General features: G+C 64.9%; 14 protein-coding genes. 9 read left to right on the top strand and 5 right to left on the bottom strand.

The window, feature by feature from the left end:
* Positions 1 to 69 precede the first annotated feature (69 nt).
* Entirely contained in the window at positions 70 to 951 is an 882-nt protein-coding gene (locus K5H97_RS05585) for a LysR substrate-binding domain-containing protein (protein ID WP_028690197.1), read from the top strand.
* Between the two features lie 120 nt (positions 952 to 1,071).
* On the opposite strand, the gene K5H97_RS05580 is transcribed toward K5H97_RS05585, so the two are convergent.
* Entirely contained in the window at positions 1,072 to 1,686 is a 615-nt protein-coding gene (locus tag K5H97_RS05580; protein WP_028690198.1) for an NAD(P)-dependent oxidoreductase, read from the bottom strand.
* A 28-nt stretch (positions 1,687 to 1,714) separates the two neighbouring features.
* Positions 1,715 to 2,590 carry an MBL fold metallo-hydrolase gene (locus K5H97_RS05575; protein ID WP_028690199.1) on the bottom strand — a complete coding sequence of 292 codons (876 nt, stop codon included), beginning with the start codon at positions 2,588 to 2,590 and terminating at the stop codon, positions 1,715 to 1,717.
* Between the two features lie 103 nt (positions 2,591 to 2,693).
* Here K5H97_RS05575 and K5H97_RS05570 point away from each other — a divergent pair, with 103 nt between their 5' ends.
* Positions 2,694 to 3,602 (top strand): LysR family transcriptional regulator, encoded by a 909-nt coding sequence (locus K5H97_RS05570; RefSeq protein ID WP_028690200.1) that lies wholly within the window; start codon positions 2,694 to 2,696, stop codon positions 3,600 to 3,602.
* Between the two features lie 76 nt (positions 3,603 to 3,678).
* Entirely contained in the window at positions 3,679 to 3,852 is a 174-nt protein-coding gene (locus K5H97_RS05565) for a hypothetical protein (RefSeq protein ID WP_167388398.1), read from the top strand.
* Between the two features lie 6 nt (positions 3,853 to 3,858).
* Here K5H97_RS05565 and K5H97_RS05560 read toward each other — a convergent pair whose 3' ends face one another.
* The gene (locus K5H97_RS05560) at positions 3,859 to 4,728 is read right to left on the bottom strand and encodes an isocitrate lyase/PEP mutase family protein (protein ID WP_028690201.1); all 870 of its coding nucleotides are present in this window, start codon (positions 4,726 to 4,728) and stop codon (positions 3,859 to 3,861) included.
* A gap of 396 nt (positions 4,729 to 5,124) precedes the next feature.
* Here K5H97_RS05560 and K5H97_RS05555 point away from each other — a divergent pair, with 396 nt between their 5' ends.
* Entirely contained in the window at positions 5,125 to 6,576 is a 1,452-nt protein-coding gene (locus K5H97_RS05555; RefSeq protein ID WP_028690202.1) for an MDR family MFS transporter, read from the top strand.
* Between the two features lie 78 nt (positions 6,577 to 6,654).
* Here K5H97_RS05555 and ttgR read toward each other — a convergent pair whose 3' ends face one another.
* Positions 6,655 to 7,287 carry an efflux transport transcriptional regulator TtgR gene (gene ttgR, locus K5H97_RS05550; protein ID WP_028690203.1) on the bottom strand — a complete coding sequence of 211 codons (633 nt, stop codon included), beginning with the start codon at positions 7,285 to 7,287 and terminating at the stop codon, positions 6,655 to 6,657.
* A 247-nt stretch (positions 7,288 to 7,534) separates the two neighbouring features.
* On the opposite strand from ttgR, the gene ttgA reads away from it, so the two are divergent.
* The 5 genes from ttgA (at position 7,535) to K5H97_RS05525 (ending at position 15,937) form a co-directional block, all read left to right on the top strand.
* A complete protein-coding gene (gene ttgA, locus K5H97_RS05545) occupies positions 7,535 to 8,689 on the top strand; it encodes a toluene efflux RND transporter periplasmic adaptor subunit TtgA (RefSeq protein ID WP_028690204.1) in 1,155 nt (384 codons plus the stop codon).
* Between the two features lie 3 nt (positions 8,690 to 8,692).
* Positions 8,693 to 11,845 (top strand): multidrug efflux RND transporter permease subunit TtgB, encoded by a 3,153-nt coding sequence (gene ttgB, locus K5H97_RS05540; protein WP_028690205.1) that lies wholly within the window; start codon positions 8,693 to 8,695, stop codon positions 11,843 to 11,845.
* Complete coding sequence (locus K5H97_RS05535; RefSeq protein ID WP_028690206.1) at positions 11,842 to 13,287, top strand: AdeC/AdeK/OprM family multidrug efflux complex outer membrane factor; 1,446 nt, start codon at positions 11,842 to 11,844, stop codon at positions 13,285 to 13,287. Before ttgB ends, K5H97_RS05535 begins: the two co-directional genes overlap by 4 nt.
* Before the next feature lie 241 nt (positions 13,288 to 13,528).
* Positions 13,529 to 14,782, top strand: coding sequence for an OprD family porin (locus K5H97_RS05530; protein ID WP_028690207.1), 1,254 nt, complete (start codon positions 13,529 to 13,531; stop codon positions 14,780 to 14,782).
* A gap of 171 nt (positions 14,783 to 14,953) precedes the next feature.
* Positions 14,954 to 15,937 (top strand): LysR family transcriptional regulator, encoded by a 984-nt coding sequence (locus K5H97_RS05525; RefSeq protein WP_028690208.1) that lies wholly within the window; start codon positions 14,954 to 14,956, stop codon positions 15,935 to 15,937.
* Here the strand turns inward: K5H97_RS05525 and K5H97_RS05520 are convergent.
* Positions 15,837 to 16,523 carry a Crp/Fnr family transcriptional regulator gene (locus K5H97_RS05520; RefSeq protein WP_028690209.1) on the bottom strand — a complete coding sequence of 229 codons (687 nt, stop codon included), beginning with the start codon at positions 16,521 to 16,523 and terminating at the stop codon, positions 15,837 to 15,839. The genes K5H97_RS05525 and K5H97_RS05520 overlap by 101 nt on opposite strands.
* Between the last annotated feature and the right edge of the window lie 90 nt (positions 16,524 to 16,613).

Below are 16,613 nucleotides of genomic sequence, written 5' to 3'. Positions count from 1 at the left end.
AAGCGCCGACTACCGCCACAATGCAAAAAAACACATACTAGCCATGACCCCATATCATGGCTTGTCACAATGAAACGCCTGCCGCCCCTCCCCGCCCTGCACACCTTCCTGGTGACCGCCCAGCACTGCAACTTCACCCGCGCCGCGCACCATCTGCATATCACCCAAGGCGCGGTCAGCCGGCAGATCGCCGGGCTCGAGGAGCACCTGGGCTACGCATTGTTCCAGCGCCAGGCCCGAGGCCTGGCGCTGACCCGCGAAGGGCAGGACTGGCTGCCCAGGGTGCAGCAGATCTTTGCCCTGATCGAGCAAGGCGTGCGCGAGGTCGGCGGACGCAGCGCGACACTGCAGCTCAAAGCGCCGACCTGTGTGATGCGCTGGCTGCTGCCACGCTTGCTGGAATGGCAGGCACTGCGCCCAGATGTCCCGGTGGAGTTGACCACCACGGTGCAGCATGGCGTGGATTTTCGTCGCGAGGGCTTCGATGCGGCCGTGGTCTATGGCGCGGCGCCGAACCAGGGGCAGCAGGTACGCAAGCTGTTCGACGAACAACTGACGCCGGTCTGCGCGCCATCGGTGTCTAGCGGCCCCTTGCAGTTGCAGGACCTGGCACGGCAGATGCTGCTGCACCCCTCGCGGGACGAACATGACTGGCGGTTGTGGTTGCAGGCGGCCAATGCCGGGTTCGAGCCCCAGGGGCCGAAGCAGCATTTCGAGACGTTGGACATGGCGATGGCGATGGCCTCCCAAGGGACGGGGATCGCCATTGGCGATTTCTCGCTGATCGGCGACGACCTGCACGCAGGCCGATTGTGCATGCCGTTCGAGCTGAAGGTGACGACCGGGAAGGGGTATTACCTGGTGACACCTTCGAAGACCATGCCCGCGGGGCTGGTCGAGTTGATGGAGTGGCTGCAGGCACGTGCCTCAAGCCTTGCACAATCCCTGTAGGAGCGGCCTTGTGTCGCGAAAGGGGCGCGCAGCGGCCCCAGGATCGTGGCCATGGCATAGATCGCCGGGGCCGCTTGCGGGTCCTTTCGCGACACAAGGCCGCTCCTTGTACCGTGCGACTCAGTAACCGACTGTGAACCTTGCCCGCGAGTGTGCCGGCTTTTCCAGCTCTTCGAGCATGGCGATGGCGTAATCGGCAAAGGTGATCCAGCTCTTGCCGTCTGCGCCGATCAGCAGGTGGTCCTTGCCCAGAGTGTAGTGCCCGCTGCGCTCGCCTTCGACGAACTCCGCCGACGGCGACAGGAAGGTCCAGTCCAGGGTCGGTTCGCGGCGCAGCGTATCGAGAAAGCGCACCCCGGCGCTGGCCTCGGCCTTGTAGGCCTCGGGGAAGTCCGGGCTGTCGATCACCCGGTGCCCGGACGGCAGCAGCAGGCTGCCGGCCCCGCCCACCACCAGCAGGCGCTTGACCCCGGCCCGCTTGACCGGCTCGATGATCGCGCCCGGCTCGAGAGTGGAAAAATGCGCCGCGCTCAGCACCGCGTCGCAGCCCGCCACGGCCGCCTGCAGGGCGGCGCTGTCCTTGGCATCCAGCGCCTTGACCGTCACGCCGTCACGGCCTTGCAGGCTGCCCGGATCACGGGCGATCGCCACCACACTGTGACCACGACGCAGGGCCTCTTCCAGTAACTGGCTGCCGGCGCGCCCGGTGGCGCCGATGATTGCGATCTTGCTCATGGGAAACACTCCAACAGGTTGAAAGGGATTACCACTTCATCTCGCCCTTGGCGACCTTGGCCCCCAGTTCCAGGGAACTCTCGTCGCCAAGGTTCGGGTAGCGTTGCTTCATCGCTGCGATCAGCGCGGCGGAGTCGGCGGCCTTGGCGGCTTCGGTATCGAAGTCACGAATGTAGCCGGCGGTGAAGCGCACCGCGTCCAGCGAGCGGCTGCTGTCGCCCAGGTAATGCCCAGGGATCACCGTGCGCGGGGCAAGCTGCTCGATCTTCGCCAGGGTGCTCAGCCAGTCGGCGTGGGATTGCGCGGTCTGGGTGTCGGCCATCCACACGTGGATGTGCTCGGAAACCACCACGCCACCGACCACTGCCTTGATCGAGGGAATCCAGACGAAGCTGCGGTCCGGCTGTGGACCGTCCAGGCCGACAACCTCCAGTGCCTGGCCTTCCAGCTCCAGGCGATTGCCCTCGAGGACCTGCGGCACCACCAGGCGTGCCGGCTTGTCCCCGCCCATCTGCGGGCCCCAGTAGGCCAGCTTGGCGTCCATGGTCTTGCGAATGTGTTCGACAGTGGCGGCCGAGGCGACCACCCGGGCCTTGGGAAACGCCTGGATGATGGTGTCCAGGCCAAAGTAGTAGTCCGGGTCGCCATGGCTGACATAGATGGTGGTCAGCTGCTTGCCGCTGGCACGCAGGCGTTCGACCACCTGCTCGGCCTGGCCTTTGCCGAACTGGGCGTCGACCAGGATGGCCTCATGGGCGCCACTGACGATCACCGAACTGACCGGGAAGATCGCCGCGTGGCCAGGGTTGTAGGCTTCGAGCTTTAGCGGTTCGCTGGCCATGGCCTGGCCGCCGAGGGTGAGACAGGCCAGCAGCAGGCCGCGCAGGGGAGTGAGAAGAGACATCGCAAGATCCTGTGAGTGGGACGATGCAGACAAGCTTAGTTGCCCGAACCAATACAAAAAATGCGATGCTTCGACATAGTTTGTTTCTAAAATCGGACAGATCATGGACCGTCTCAACGCCATGCGCGTATTCGTCACCGTCGTCGACCTGGGCAGCCAGTCCGCCGCGGCGGATCATCTGGAGCTTTCCAGGCCCGTGGTATCGCGCTACCTGGCGGAGCTGGAGGACTGGGTGGGCGCACGCCTGATGCAACGCACCACGCGCAAGCTCAGCCTGACGGCGGCGGGTCTCGAAACCCTGCCCCGCTGCCGCCAGTTGCTGGAGCTGGCCGGCGACCTGCAGAACGCCGTGCGCCAGCCGGACGACGCCCCCCGCGGTGAACTGCGCATCAGCGTCAGCACCTCGTTCGGCCAGGCCCAACTGGTGGATGCGCTGGCCGCCTATGTCAAACGCTACCCTGGGGTGAAAGTGGAACTGCAAATGCTCGACCGCACCGTCAACTTGGTGGACGAGCGCATCGACCTGGCCATCCGCACCAGCAACGACGTCGACCCCAACCTCATCGCCCGGCGCCTGAGCGTGTGCCGCTCGGTGGTCTGCGCCAGCCCCGCCTACCTGCGCGAGCACGGTACGCCGCGCCAGGTCGAGGAACTGAGCCGGCACAACTGCCTGACCCACGCCTATTTCGGCCACAGCCTGTGGCATTTCGAGGTGGACGGGCAGAACGTCGCCGTGCCGGTGCAGGGCAATATCAGCGCCAACGAGGCCATGACCCTGCAGAAAGCCGCCCTGGCCCACGCCGGGATCGCCATGTTGCCCACCTACCAGGCGGCGGCCGCGTTGCGCAGTGGCGAGCTGGTACGGCTATTGCCGCACGCCAGGCCACGGGAGCTGACCCTGAATGCGGTGTACACCTCGCGCAAGCACATGCCGGCGACGCTGCGCAGCATGCTCGACTTCCTGGCGCAGCGGTTCGGCGACGAGCCGGAGTGGGACAAGGGATTGAGCTGAGTCCAGGCGATGCAGATTCGTGCACAAGGCCTATGCTTGACGGTATGACCTGTTGCACCAACAGGAGGTCCGCACCATGAGCATCAAATCCAGGCGTTGCGCCCTCGTCTTCGCCCTGGTCGCGGTGGCCGGGCTTTATGGCTCGGCCTGCTGGCGGGTCGAGCTGCTGCGAAGCCAGCCCAACACGGCGGCCAGTTGCGTCCACGAACACTGCGTTCCCCACAGCGCCACCCTGAGCGCCGTCAGGTAGAGAAAATCACTCCTCGACGCTCATGTACTCTTTCGCCCAGCGGATGTAGTCCTCGGGCTGGGTGTAGGTGTGCGAAAGCTCGGTGGCGCCGAGGCTGTCCGACTTGTGCTGCTGGCCACGCTGCTGGCGCAGGCAGTCGTAGGTGGCCTTGATCGCGGCGAAGTAGGCGGCATGGCCATCGACCACGATGCGCACGCCCAGGCGCGCCAGGCGCTCGTCGTCGCGCAGGTTCGGGTTGGCGTAGGTGACCAGCATCAGCGGCACGCTCAGGTGCTCGGCGATCTGCTCCAACTGCTCGAAGTCCTTCACCCCCACCATGCAGATGCCATCGGCGCCGGCCTTCTGGTAGCTCTGGGTGCGGACGATGATTTCCTCGGTGGTGAGCACGCCGGCATTGGTCCGGGCGATGATCGCCAGCGCCGAATCGACACGTGCCTCCAGCGCCGCGCGAATCTTGCCCACGCCCTCCTCCACCGAGATCAGGTCGGTGGACTTGCGGCCGAACTGGGCCGGCAGCAAGGTGTCCTCGATGGTCAGCGCGGCCACGCCGGCGCGCTCCAGCTCGATGACCGTGCGCATCACATTGAGCGCATTGCCATAGCCGTGGTCGGCGTCGGCGAGCACCGGCAACTGGGCCACGCGCCCGATGCGGGTGGCCTGCTCGACGAACTCGCTGAGGGTGATCAGGGCGAAGTCCGGCGCGGCCAGGACCTGCAACGAGGCGACCGAGCCGCCGAGGATGCCGACTTCGAAGCCCAGGTCCGCGGCGATACGGGCGGACATCGGGTCGAAGACCGAAGCGGTGTGATAGCACGAACCTGAAGCAAGCAGTTCGCGAAAGGCAAAACGCAGATCGTGGTGGGAAGCCTTGGGCATGATCACTCCGCTTGTAATGAAATTTGTGAACGGCTGACAACCGACCCCTGTATCGGGTCTACCTGACTGTTCCAACCGTCGCCATCAGGGCGGTCATGCTCGACATGCAGGCAGAGGAATAGAAGGTGTGGACATACAGCGACGCGAAACCCTGCGGCAAACAGCTGCACCATGCTGGTGCAGCCCCCGGATTTCAGCCTCTGCGGCCCTGCCACGATATCACGCGGTCATGCATCGCTGGATGAATGCGCTAATGCCGATCTTGCATAGGGGATGCATGGAGTACATAGGTAGCTATGTAACTCAGGCTACAATACGCCCCCATTGACGATCCCATCGCACGACAAGCCCACGACGCCTCGCGCTCGTGCCAGCTCTGACCACAAGGTATCCACCGTGACTGCCGCCCTCCCCCCCACCGTCCTGCGTAGCGTCCTGACCGCCTTGATGCTGGCGATCTTCCTCGGCGCACTCGACCAGACCATCGTCGCCGTGTCCATGCCGGCGATCTCCGCGCAGTTCAATGACGTCGGGCTGCTGGCCTGGGTCATCTCCGGCTACATGGTGGCCATGACCATCGCGGTGCCGATCTACGGCAAGCTCGGCGACCTGTATGGTCGGCGGCGCATGATCCTCACCGGCACTGCCCTGTTCACCCTGGCCTCGGTGGCCTGCGGCCTGGCCCAGGACATGCCGCAACTGGTGCTGGCGCGGGTGCTCCAGGGCATCGGCGCCGGCGGCATGGTGTCGGTGAGCCAGGCGATCATCGGCGACTTCGTGCCACCGCGCGAGCGCGGACGCTACCAGGGCTATTTCAGCAGTATGTACGCCCTGGCCAGTGTCGCCGGGCCGGTGCTCGGCGGCTGGCTGACCGAGTACCTGTCCTGGCGCTGGGTGTTCTGGATCAACCTGCCGCTGGGACTGGTCGCCCTGTGGGTCATCCATCGGGCGCTGGACGGGTTGTCGGTCAAGCGCCGCGAGGCCCGGGTGGACTACCTGGGCGCTGTGTTGATGATCGTTGGTCTGGGCAGCCTGCTGCTGGGCATCACCCTGGTCGGCCAGGGGCATGCCTGGCTGTCGTCGCAGGTGCTGGCGCTGCTGGGTTGCGCGCTGCTCGGGCTGCTGGCGTTCATCGCCCACGAGCGCCGTTGCCGCGAGCCGCTGCTGCCGCTGAGCCTGTTCGGCAATCGGGTGGCGGTGCTGTGCTGGTGCGTGATCTTCTTCGCCAGCTTCCAGTCGATTTCGCTGACCATGCTCATGCCCCTGCGCTACCAGGGCATCACCGGTGCGGGTGCCGACAGCGCGGCGCTGCACCTGCTGCCACTGGCCATGGGGCTGCCCGTCGGCGCCTTCACCGGTGGACGCATGACCAGCCGCACCGGCCGCTTCAAACCGCAGATCCTGACCGGAGCACTGCTGATGCCGCTGGCCATTGCCGCCATGGCGCTGACACCACCACAGTCGGGCTTGCTCGGCGCGGTGTTCATGCTGCTGACCGGCATCGCCTGCGGCCTGCAGTTCCCCACCTCGCTGGTGGGCACGCAAAGCGCGGTGGACAGCAGGGACATCGGCGTGGCGACCAGTACCACCAACCTGTTCCGCTCGCTCGGCGGGGCGATGGGGGTGGCGTGCATGTCGAGCCTGTTGCTGGCGCTGCTGCATCAGGGCGGTTTCGAAATGCTGGGCAACCCGCTGCTGGGGAGCCTCAAGACCGGCGAGGCGGATCCGCAGACGCAGGCGCGCTTGTTGGAAACCTTCCGCGACCTGCTGCTGGTCAGTGCCGGCGCTTCGCTGATCGGACTGCTGGCGGCGCTGGCCTTACCCGACCGGCAGTTGCGCGGGCGCTAGCTGTCTGCGCCCACAGGGGGTACTAACGCCCCCTTAATCGCAAAGGAGTAACACTTCCTCACAATCCTTAACAAAGTGTCATTTGCGCAAGCCTGGGCTCAAGCGCAGCATATCCAGCCCGGTATCGACCCATTTTTCGACATCGGCCAACAGGTCGAAGCTGTCCGGCAGCAGCAGCCAGCGGCCGATCAGGCCGTCCACATAGGCAAACATGGCCACGGCAGCCCGATCGATATCGAGCTCCCCGGGCAACTGGCCACGACGTACCGCATTGCCCAGGGCCAGGGCGATGCTCTGATGGCAGTCCAGCACCGCGCCCTGGCGTTGCTGGCGAATCTCACACATGTCGTCGGTGAACTCGCACTTGTGATGCAGGATTTCATTGATACGCCGGGTACGGGCATCGAGCACCAGCTCGTTGAACACTTGCAGCAAGAGCTTGCGCATGCAGCCGAGCGGGTCGAGTTCGTCCTCGCTTTCACTGGCCCGGGCCAGGTGGTCATGGGTTTCGTGCAGGCTATCGAGCAGCGCCTGCACCAGCTCCGCCTTGTTGCTGAAATGCCAGTAGATCGCCCCGCGGGTCACCCCCGCGAGCTCGGCGATGTCGGCCAGGGTGGTACGCGCGACACCGCGCTTGTAGAAGGCCTTTTCCGCCGCCTCAATGATCTGGGCACGGGTTTCCTGGGCTTCTTCTTTGGTTCGACGGACCATGGCAGTACAACCTCATCAGGCCCCGCCCGCACATCTGGCGGACGGGAATCGGGCCGGGGCGAGCATTTTATGGGCCACTCCCGGGTGCATGTGGACGATCCGCGGCGACTCACCGACGGTATTTACAAACAACCATGAATGTAAGTATATTCCTTAGCAAGCTATTTATCCACCGGATAGCGTTTTTCTCTTAAGACTCTTCCACTATATTCTTGAGCTCCCTTGCTCCCGCGACCCGAGGATCCTCATGCAATTCAAGCCAGCCGTAACCGCCCTGGTTTCCGCCGTGGCCCTGGCAACCCTGCTCAGTGGCTGTAAGAAAGAGGAAGCAGCGCCTGCGCCGCAGGCTCCTCAGGTCGGCGTCGTGACCGTGCAACCGCAAGCCTTCACCCTGACCTCGGAACTGCCGGGGCGTACCAGCGCCTACCGGGTGGCCGAGGTTCGCCCGCAGGTGAACGGCATCATTCTCAAGCGCCTGTTCAAGGAAGGCACCGACGTCAAGGAAGGGCAGCAGCTCTACCAGATCGACCCGGCCGTCTACGAGGCGACCCTGGCCAACGCCCAGGCCAACCTGCAGGCTACCCGCTCGCTGGCCGAACGCTACAAGCAGCTGATCGACGAGCAAGCCGTCTCCAAGCAGGAATACGACGACGCCAATGCCAAACGATTGCAGGCCGAGGCCTCGCTCAAGAGCGCCCAGATCGACCTGCGCTACACCAAGGTACTGGCCCCGATCAGTGGCCGCATCGGTCGCTCCTCGGTCACCGAAGGCGCCCTGGTGAACAACGGCCAGACCAACGCCATGGCCACCATCCAGCAGCTCGATCCAATCTACGTCGACGTCACCCAGTCCACCGCCGAGCTGCTCAAGCTGCGTCGTGACCTGGAAAGCGGCCAACTGCAGAAGGCCGGCGACAACGCCGCCCAGGTGCAACTGGTGCTGGAGGACGGCAGCCTGTTCAAGCAACAGGGTCGCCTGGAGTTCTCCGAAGTCGCCGTCGATGAGACCACAGGCTCGGTCACCCTGCGCGCGATCTTCCCCAACCCCGACCACACCCTGCTGCCTGGCATGTTCGTGCATGCGCGGCTCAAGGCCGGGGTCAACGCCAACGCCATCCTGGCCCCGCAACAGGGCGTGACCCGCGACCTCAAGGGCGCGCCGACCGCGCTGGTGGTCAACCAGGAGAACAAGGTCGAACTGCGCCAGCTCAAGGCCAGCCGCACTCTTGGCAGCGACTGGCTGATCGAGGAAGGCCTGAACCCGGGCGATCGTCTGATCACCGAAGGGCTGCAGTTCGTGCGACCGGGCGTCGAGGTCAAGGTCAGCGAAGCCACCAACGTCAAGAAGCCGGCCGGCCCTGCTCAGGCCAACACGGCCAAAGCCGACGCCAAAGCGGAGTAAACCATGTCGAAGTTCTTTATCGATCGCCCGATCTTCGCCTGGGTGATCGCCCTGGTGATCATGCTGGTCGGCGCCCTGTCGATCCTGAAGCTGCCGATCAACCAGTACCCGAGCATCGCCCCGCCGGCCATCGCCATCTCCGTGACCTACCCGGGCGCCTCGGCGCAGACGGTGCAGGACACCGTGGTGCAGGTGATCGAGCAACAGCTCAACGGTATCGACAACCTGCGTTATGTGTCGTCGGAAAGTAACTCCGACGGCAGCATGACCATCACCGCCACCTTCGAGCAGGGCACCAACTCCGACACCGCGCAGGTCCAGGTCCAGAACAAGCTGAACCTGGCCACCCCGCTGTTGCCGCAGGAAGTGCAGCAGCAAGGTATCCGCGTCACCAAGGCCGTGAAGAACTTCCTGCTGGTGATCGGCCTGGTGTCCGAAGACGGCAGCATGAGCAAGGACGACCTGGCCAACTACATCGTCTCCAACATGCAGGACCCGATCTCGCGGACCGCGGGCGTCGGTGACTTCCAGGTGTTCGGTGCGCAGTACGCCATGCGTATCTGGCTGGATCCGGCCAAGCTGAACAAGTTCCAGCTGACCCCGGTCGACGTGCGCACCGCCGTGGCCGCGCAGAACGTCCAGGTCTCGTCCGGCCAGCTCGGCGGCCTGCCAGCACTGCCGGGCACCCAGCTCAACGCCACCATCATCGGCAAGACCCGCCTGCAGACCGCCGAGCAGTTCGAGAAGATCCTGCTCAAGGTCAACAACGACGGTTCCCAGGTACGCCTGGGCGATGTCGCCACGGTCGGCCTGGGCGGCGAGAACTACGCCATCAGCGCCCAGTACAACGGCAAGCCGGCCTCGGGCCTGGCGGTCAAGCTGGCCACCGGCGCCAACGCCCTGGACACCGCCAAGGCGCTGCGCACCACCATCAGCGACCTGGAGCCATTCTTCCCGCCGGGCGTGAAGGCCGTATTCCCGTATGACACCACGCCGGTGGTCACCGAATCGATCAGCGGGGTGATCCACACCCTGATCGAGGCCGTGGTCCTGGTGTTCCTGGTGATGTACCTGTTCCTGCAGAACTTCCGCGCCACCATCATCACCACCATGACCGTGCCGGTGGTGTTGCTGGGTACTTTCGGCATCCTTGCCGCCGCAGGCTTCAGCATCAACACCCTGACCATGTTCGCCATGGTCCTGGCCATCGGCTTGCTGGTGGACGACGCCATCGTCGTGGTGGAGAACGTCGAGCGGGTGATGTCCGAGGAAGGGTTGCCGCCCAAGGAGGCAACCAAGCGCTCCATGGAGCAGATCCAGGGCGCCCTGGTGGGTATCGCCCTGGTACTGTCGGCGGTACTGCTGCCGATGGCCTTCTTCGGCGGTTCCACCGGTGTGATCTATCGCCAGTTCTCCATCACCATCGTCTCGGCCATGGGCCTGTCGGTGCTGGTGGCGCTGATCTTCACCCCGGCCCTGTGCGCCACCATGCTCAAGCCGCTCAAGAAGGGCGAGCACCATGTGGCCAAGCGTGGCTTCTTCGGCTGGTTCAACCGCAACTTCGACCGCAGCGTCGCCGGCTACGAACGCAGCGTCGGCACCATCCTGCGCAACAAGATCCCGTTCCTGCTGGCCTACGCCCTGATCGTGGTCGGCATGATCTGGCTGTTCGCGCGCATCCCCACCGCGTTCCTGCCCGAGGAAGACCAGGGCGTGCTGTTCGCCCAGGTGCAGACCCCGGCCGGCTCCAGTGCCGAGCGCACCCAGGTGGTGGTCGACCAGATGCGCGAGTACCTGCTCGACAAGGAAGCCGATACCGTGGCTTCGGTGTTCACCGTCAACGGCTTCAACTTCGCCGGTCGTGGCCAGAGCTCGGGCATGGCCTTCATCATGCTCAAGCCGTGGGGCGAGCGCTCGAAGGAGAACAGCGTGTTCGCCCTCGCCCAGCGCGCGCAGATGCACTTCTTCAGCTTCCGTGACGCGATGGTGTTCGCCTTCGCCCCGCCGGCGGTACTCGAACTGGGTAACGCCACCGGCTTCGACGTGTTCCTCCAGGACCGCGCCGGCGTCGGCCACGCGAAACTGATGGAAGCGCGCAACCAGTTCCTGGCCAAGGCCGCGCAGAGCAAGATCCTCAGCGCCGTGCGTCCGAACGGCCTGAACGACGAGCCACAGTACCAACTGACCATCGACGACGAACGCGCCAGTGCCCTGGGCGTGACCATCGCCGACATCAACAACACCCTGTCGATCGCCCTGGGCGGTAGCTACGTCAACGACTTCATCGACCGCGGTCGGGTCAAGAAGGTCTACATCCAGGGCGAGCCAAACTCGCGGATGAGCCCGGAAGACCTGCAGAAGTGGTACGTGCGCAACGGCAAGGGTGAAATGGTGCCGTTCTCCTCATTCGCCAAGGGCGAATGGAGCTACGGCTCACCGAAGCTGTCGCGCTACAACGGCGTGGAAGCGGTCGAGATCCTCGGTACCCCGGCCCCGGGCTACAGTACCGGTGAGGCCATGGCCGAAGTCGAGCGCATCGCCGGCGAACTGCCAACCGGCATCGGCTACTCCTGGACCGGCATGTCCTACGAGGAAAAACTCTCCGGCTCGCAGATGCCGGCGCTGTTCGCCCTCTCGGTACTGTTCGTGTTCCTGTGCCTGGCGGCGCTGTACGAAAGCTGGTCGATCCCGATCGCGGTCGTGCTCGTGGTACCGCTGGGCATCATCGGTGCCCTGCTCGCCACCAGCCTGCGTGGGTTGTCCAACGACGTGTACTTCCTGGTCGGCCTGCTGACCACGATCGGCCTGGCGGCGAAGAACGCCATCCTGATCGTCGAGTTTGCCAAGGAACTGCACGAGCAAGGCCGCAGCCTGTACGACGCGGCGATCGAGGCGTGCCGCATGCGTCTGCGCCCGATCATCATGACCTCGCTGGCGTTCATCCTCGGCGTGGTACCGTTGACCATCGCCAGCGGCGCCGGCGCCGGCAGCCAGCACGCCATTGGTACCGGCGTGATCGGCGGCATGATCAGTGCGACCGTGCTGGCCATCTTCTGGGTACCGCTATTCTTCGTCGCAGTGTCGTCGCTGTTCGGCAGCAAAGAGCCGAAAGAACACGCCACCCCTGAAACTCCACGTTATGAGGCTGGGCAATGACCAAGTCTTTGTTGTCCCTGGCGGTAACCGCCTTCATCCTCGGCGGCTGCTCGCTGATCCCCGACTACCAGACGCCCGAGGCGCCGGTGGCCGCGCAGTGGCCGCAAGGCCCTGCGTACTCGCCGACCGAGTCGGCCAACGTTGCCGCGGCCGAGCAAGGCTGGCGCCAGTTCTTCCACGACCCGGCGCTGCAGCAACTGATCCAGACGTCGCTGGAAAACAACCGCGATCTGCGCGTCGCGGCGCTGAACATCGACGCCTACCGCGCCCAGTACCGCATCCAGCGCGCCGACCTGCTGCCGGCGGTATCGGCCAATGGCAGCGGTAGCCGCCAGCGGCTGCCGGCGAACATGTCGCAGACCGGCGAGGCATCCATCAGCAGCCAGTACTCGGCCACCCTGGGTGTCAGCGCTTATGAACTGGACCTGTTCGGCCGTGTGCGCAGCCTGACCCAACAGGCCCTGGAAACCTACCTGTCCAGCGAGCAGGCGCGTCGCTCCACGCAGATCAGCCTGGTGGCCAGCGTGGCCAACGCCTATTACACCTGGCAGGCCGACCAGGCGTTGCTGAAGCTGACCGAAGAAACGCTCAAGACGTACGAAGAGAGCTACAACCTGACCCGCCGCAGCAATGAGGTGGGCGTGGCTTCGGCGCTGGACCTGAGCCAGGCCCGCACCGCCGTCGAAGGTGCGCGGGTCAAGCTGTCGCAGTACCAGCGCCTGGTCGCCCAGGACCTGAACAGCCTCACCGTGCTGGTAGGTACCGGCGTGCCGGCCAACCTGCCCAAGCCGCTGGAGCTCAATGCCGACCAACTGGCCGAAGTGCCGGCGGGCCTGCCGTCCGACATCCTGCAACGTCGTCCGGACATCCAGGAAGCCGAGCACCTGCTCAAGGCCGCCAACGCCAACATCGGCGCCGCCCGCGCCGCGTTCTTCCCGAGCATCAGCCTGACCGCCAACGCCGGTACCCTGAGCCCGGACATGGGCGGGCTGTTCAAGGGTGGTTCGGGCACCTGGCTGTTCCAGCCGCAGATCAACCTGCCGATCTTCAACGCCGGTAGCCTCAAGGCCAGCCTGGACTACTCGAAGATCCAGAAGGACATCAACGTCGCCAAGTACGAAAAGACCATTCAGACCGCCTTCCAGGAAGTCGCCGATGGCCTGGCCGCACGCAAGACGTTCGAGGAGCAGCTGCAGGCGCAACGTGACCTGGTGGCCGCCAACCAGGACTACTACCGCCTGGCCGAGCGCCGCTACCGCATCGGAATCGACAGCAACCTGACCTTCCTCGACGCCCAGCGCAACCTGTTCAGCGCCCAGCAGTCGCTGATCGGCGATCGCCTGTCGCAGCTGGTCAGCGAGGTCAACCTGTACAAGGCCCTCGGTGGCGGCTGGTACGAGCAGACCCAGCAACAAGCCTCGATCCAGACGCCGAAAGGCTGATTGGCCCGGTAACGCATCAAGCCCACCCTTGCGGTGGGCTTTTTGTTGCCCGCGATGACGCTCGATCAACATTACGTTCGATAATCGCCCCATTCCGCGTTCCACGAATTGCCTCGCCCCCACCCTCCCCCGCACCATCGCCCACGCAACGTTGCACTCGTTCTCTCTAAAGACGCCCACACCTGCGGCCCGTACCCGCAGCGCACCGGCTCGCCCAATAAAAACAAGAGATCCACGACAGATGAGCACTTTGCAACCCGCACGCCAGCTGCTCCCGGGCCTGTTGGCCCTGTCCTGCGCCCTGCCCGCCGTCGCCGCCGAAAGCGGTTTCCTGGAAGACGCCAAGGCCAGCCTCAACCTGCGCAACTTCTACATCAACCGCAACTTCGTCGACCCGGCCAACCCCCAGGGCAAGGCCGAGGAATGGACCCAGAGCTTTATCCTCGACGCTCGCTCCGGCTTCACCCAGGGCACCGTCGGCTTCGGTGTCGACGTGCTGGGGCTGTACTCGCTCAAGCTCGACGGTGGCAAGGGCACGGCCGGCACTCACCTGCTGCCGGTGCATGACGATGGCCGCCCGGCCGATGATTTCGGCCGCCTGGGCGTGGCATTCAAGGCGCGCCTGTCGCAGACCGAACTCAAGGTCGGCGAGTGGATGCCGGTGCTGCCGATCCTGCGTTCGGACGATGGCCGCTCGCTGCCGCAGACGTTCCGCGGCGGCCAGCTCACCGCCAAGGAGATCGAAGGCCTGACCCTCTATGCCGGCCAGTTCCGCGGTAACAGCCCGCGCAACGACGCGAGCATGGAAGACATGTTCATGCAGGGGCGCGCCGGCATCACCTCCGACCGCTTCAACTTCGCCGGTGGCGAATACAGCTTCAACGACAAGCGCACGATGGTCGGCCTGTGGGATGCCCGGCTCAAGGACATCTACCGCCAACAGTACCTGAACCTGGTACACAGCCAGCCGCTGGGCGACTGGACCTTGGGCTCCAACCTGGGCTACTTCCTCGGCAAGGAAGAGGGTAGCGCCCGCGCCGGCGACCTCGACAACCGTACGGCCTCGGCCATGCTTTCGGCACGTTACCAGGGCCACACCTTCTATATCGGCCTGCAGAAGGTCAGCGGCGATGACGCCTGGATGCGGGTCAACGGCACCAGCGGCGGCACCCTGGCCAACGACAGCTACAACGCCAGCTTCGATAATGCCAAGGAGCGCTCCTGGCAAGTGCGCCATGACTTCAACTTCGTCACCGTGGGCATCCCTGGGCTGACCCTGATGAACCGCTACATCAAGGGTGACAACGTGCACGCCGGTGGGGTGGACGATGGCAAGGAGTGGGCCAGGGAGACCGAGCTGGCCTATGTGGTACAGGCCGGGACGTTCAAGGACCTTTCGGTGAAATGGCGCAACTCGACCATGCGCAGGGACTTCAGCAGCAATGCGTTCGACGAGAACCGACTGATCGTCAGTTACCCACTCAATCTTCTTTGATGCCATCGCGGGACAAGCCCGCTCCCACATCGTCCGCACAAGAGAGGAGCGGCGTGGGAGTGGGTTTTCCTCAAATAATCAAAAGACATATTCAAATCAAATTAAATTCTTTGACGCTATATGCGAGAACTCGCTAAAACCAAGCTCCGATCCCCGCCCCAGAGCCCGAGCATGGACCTGCGCCAACTGCGCTACTTCATCGCCCTTACCGAATACCGCAGTTTCGTCCGCGCTGCCGAAGCCATGGGCATCACCCAACCCGCCTTCAGCCGCGCCATCCAGAACCTCGAACAGGCCTTCGGCTGCGCCCTGGTCGATCGCGCCAACAAGTCACTGCGCCCAACTCCCGAGGGGCAGGTGGTACTGCAACACGCCCGTCGCCTGGTGCAAGGCGCGGCGCAGTTGAACAACGAAGTGCTGCAGATGACCAAGCTCGATGCCGGCGAACTGCATTTCGGCAGCGGCCCGGCACTGGCCGTGCGCCTGGTGCCCCAGGCCCTGCAACAGTTCATCGAGCGCCATCCGGGCATCCGCACCGCGCTGCTGGTGGACAACGCCGAACGCCTGGGCCAGGCGCTGCGGCGCGAGCAGATCGAGTTCTTCGTCGATGACGTGCGCACCTTCGAGGCCGACCCGAACTTCCACACCGAACCGCTGACCCCGCGCCCCGGCCTGTTCTTCTGCCGCCCCGGGCACCCATTGCTGGCCAAGGAAAGCTTGTCGACCAACGACTTGTTCGCCTATCCCCTGGCCAGTGCATTGCTGGCGCCGGGCGTGCGCAAGCGCCTGGCCAACCTCAGCGGACGCAGCGACTTCACCCCGCACCTGCAGACCGAGCACCTGGCGGTGCTGCGCAGTGTGGTGCTGGCCAGCGACGCCATCGGCACGGCCAGTGAGGAGGCGGTGGCCGAGGACCTGGCCGCCGGCGATCTGGTGCGCCTGCACTGGCGCAACCTGCCGCCAGGCCTGGAGGTGCTCAGCGTCCGCTGCGGGGTGATCAGCCGCAGCGGCTATCGCCTGTCACCGGCGGCACGGGCGATGATCGACACCCTGGTCAGCCTGGATGCTGCCCCATCGCCCGCAGACGCCGGGCATCGACAATCTCCACCTCGCCATAGCCCAGGCGTACCACGCCGGACTGCTCGAAGCTCTTGAGGATCTGGTTGATGGTCTGGCGCGACAGCGACAGCATCAGCGCCAGCTGTTCCTGGGACACCTGCAGCCGCCACTGGGCGACATCGCGCTCGCCGTAGCCTTCGGCCATCTGCAGCAGGCGCTGTGCCACCCGCGGCGCGGCGGACAGCAGGCTCTGCTGCTCCAGGGCAACGAACACCCAGCGCAACTTGTGGCTCATCAGCAAGGCCAGCTCACGCCAATGCACAGGCTCGCGCGCCAGCCACTCGAGTAGCGGCGCCTGGGGGATCCACAGCAGGCGCGTCGGTCCTTCGGCATAGGCGTCATGGGTACGCGGCTGGCCGTCGAAGAGGCTGATCTCGCCGAACCAGTGGGGCGATTCAACCAACGTCAACAACGCCTCCTTGCCCTCGCTGCTGACCGCGCCGACCCGCATCGCCCCCTCGAGCACCGCATACAGGCCACAGGGCGCATCGCCGCGCTGGAACAGGCACTGCCCCGGCGCCAGCTCGCGCGCACGCCCCTGAGCCAGAAGGCTATCCTGAACGGTAGCGGGCAATTGCCGGAACCACTGGCCATGCAGCAGCTGGGTACGCGGATCGTGCATGGCGCCTCGCAAAACGAACTCTGTCGGCCAGGCGACAGACGACGGTGACTGAACGGGGGCAAGCTGCGCTCACCCCTGATGGAGGAACAA

The organism is Pseudomonas mosselii, assembly GCF_019823065.1.
Lineage (GTDB): Bacteria > Pseudomonadota > Gammaproteobacteria > Pseudomonadales > Pseudomonadaceae > Aquipseudomonas > Aquipseudomonas mosselii.
Note: the sequence above shows the minus strand (reverse complement) of the source record. Positions and strands in the feature narration are given on the sequence as shown.

Excerpts from the sequence above, each read along its gene's own strand:
- K5H97_RS05565 (WP_167388398.1), top strand. The coding sequence starts at position 3,679 with ATGAGCATCAAATCCAGGCGTTGCGCCCTCGTCTTCGCCCTGGTCGCG.
- ttgA (WP_028690204.1), top strand. The coding sequence starts at position 7,535 with ATGCAATTCAAGCCAGCCGTAACCGCCCTGGTTTCCGCCGTGGCCCTG.
- K5H97_RS05575 (WP_028690199.1), bottom strand. The coding sequence starts at position 2,590 with ATGTCTCTTCTCACTCCCCTGCGCGGCCTGCTGCTGGCCTGTCTCACC.
- K5H97_RS05535 (WP_028690206.1), top strand. The coding sequence starts at position 11,842 with ATGACCAAGTCTTTGTTGTCCCTGGCGGTAACCGCCTTCATCCTCGGC.
- K5H97_RS05585 (WP_028690197.1), top strand. The coding sequence starts at position 70 with ATGAAACGCCTGCCGCCCCTCCCCGCCCTGCACACCTTCCTGGTGACC.
- ttgR (WP_028690203.1), bottom strand. The coding sequence starts at position 7,287 with ATGGTCCGTCGAACCAAAGAAGAAGCCCAGGAAACCCGTGCCCAGATC.
- K5H97_RS05580 (WP_028690198.1), bottom strand. The coding sequence starts at position 1,686 with ATGAGCAAGATCGCAATCATCGGCGCCACCGGGCGCGCCGGCAGCCAG.
- K5H97_RS05520 (WP_028690209.1), bottom strand. The coding sequence starts at position 16,523 with ATGCACGATCCGCGTACCCAGCTGCTGCATGGCCAGTGGTTCCGGCAA.
- K5H97_RS05530 (WP_028690207.1), top strand. The coding sequence starts at position 13,529 with ATGAGCACTTTGCAACCCGCACGCCAGCTGCTCCCGGGCCTGTTGGCC.
- K5H97_RS05525 (WP_028690208.1), top strand. The coding sequence starts at position 14,954 with ATGGACCTGCGCCAACTGCGCTACTTCATCGCCCTTACCGAATACCGC.
- K5H97_RS05560 (WP_028690201.1), bottom strand. The coding sequence starts at position 4,728 with ATGCCCAAGGCTTCCCACCACGATCTGCGTTTTGCCTTTCGCGAACTG.
- ttgB (WP_028690205.1), top strand. The coding sequence starts at position 8,693 with ATGTCGAAGTTCTTTATCGATCGCCCGATCTTCGCCTGGGTGATCGCC.
- K5H97_RS05570 (WP_028690200.1), top strand. The coding sequence starts at position 2,694 with ATGGACCGTCTCAACGCCATGCGCGTATTCGTCACCGTCGTCGACCTG.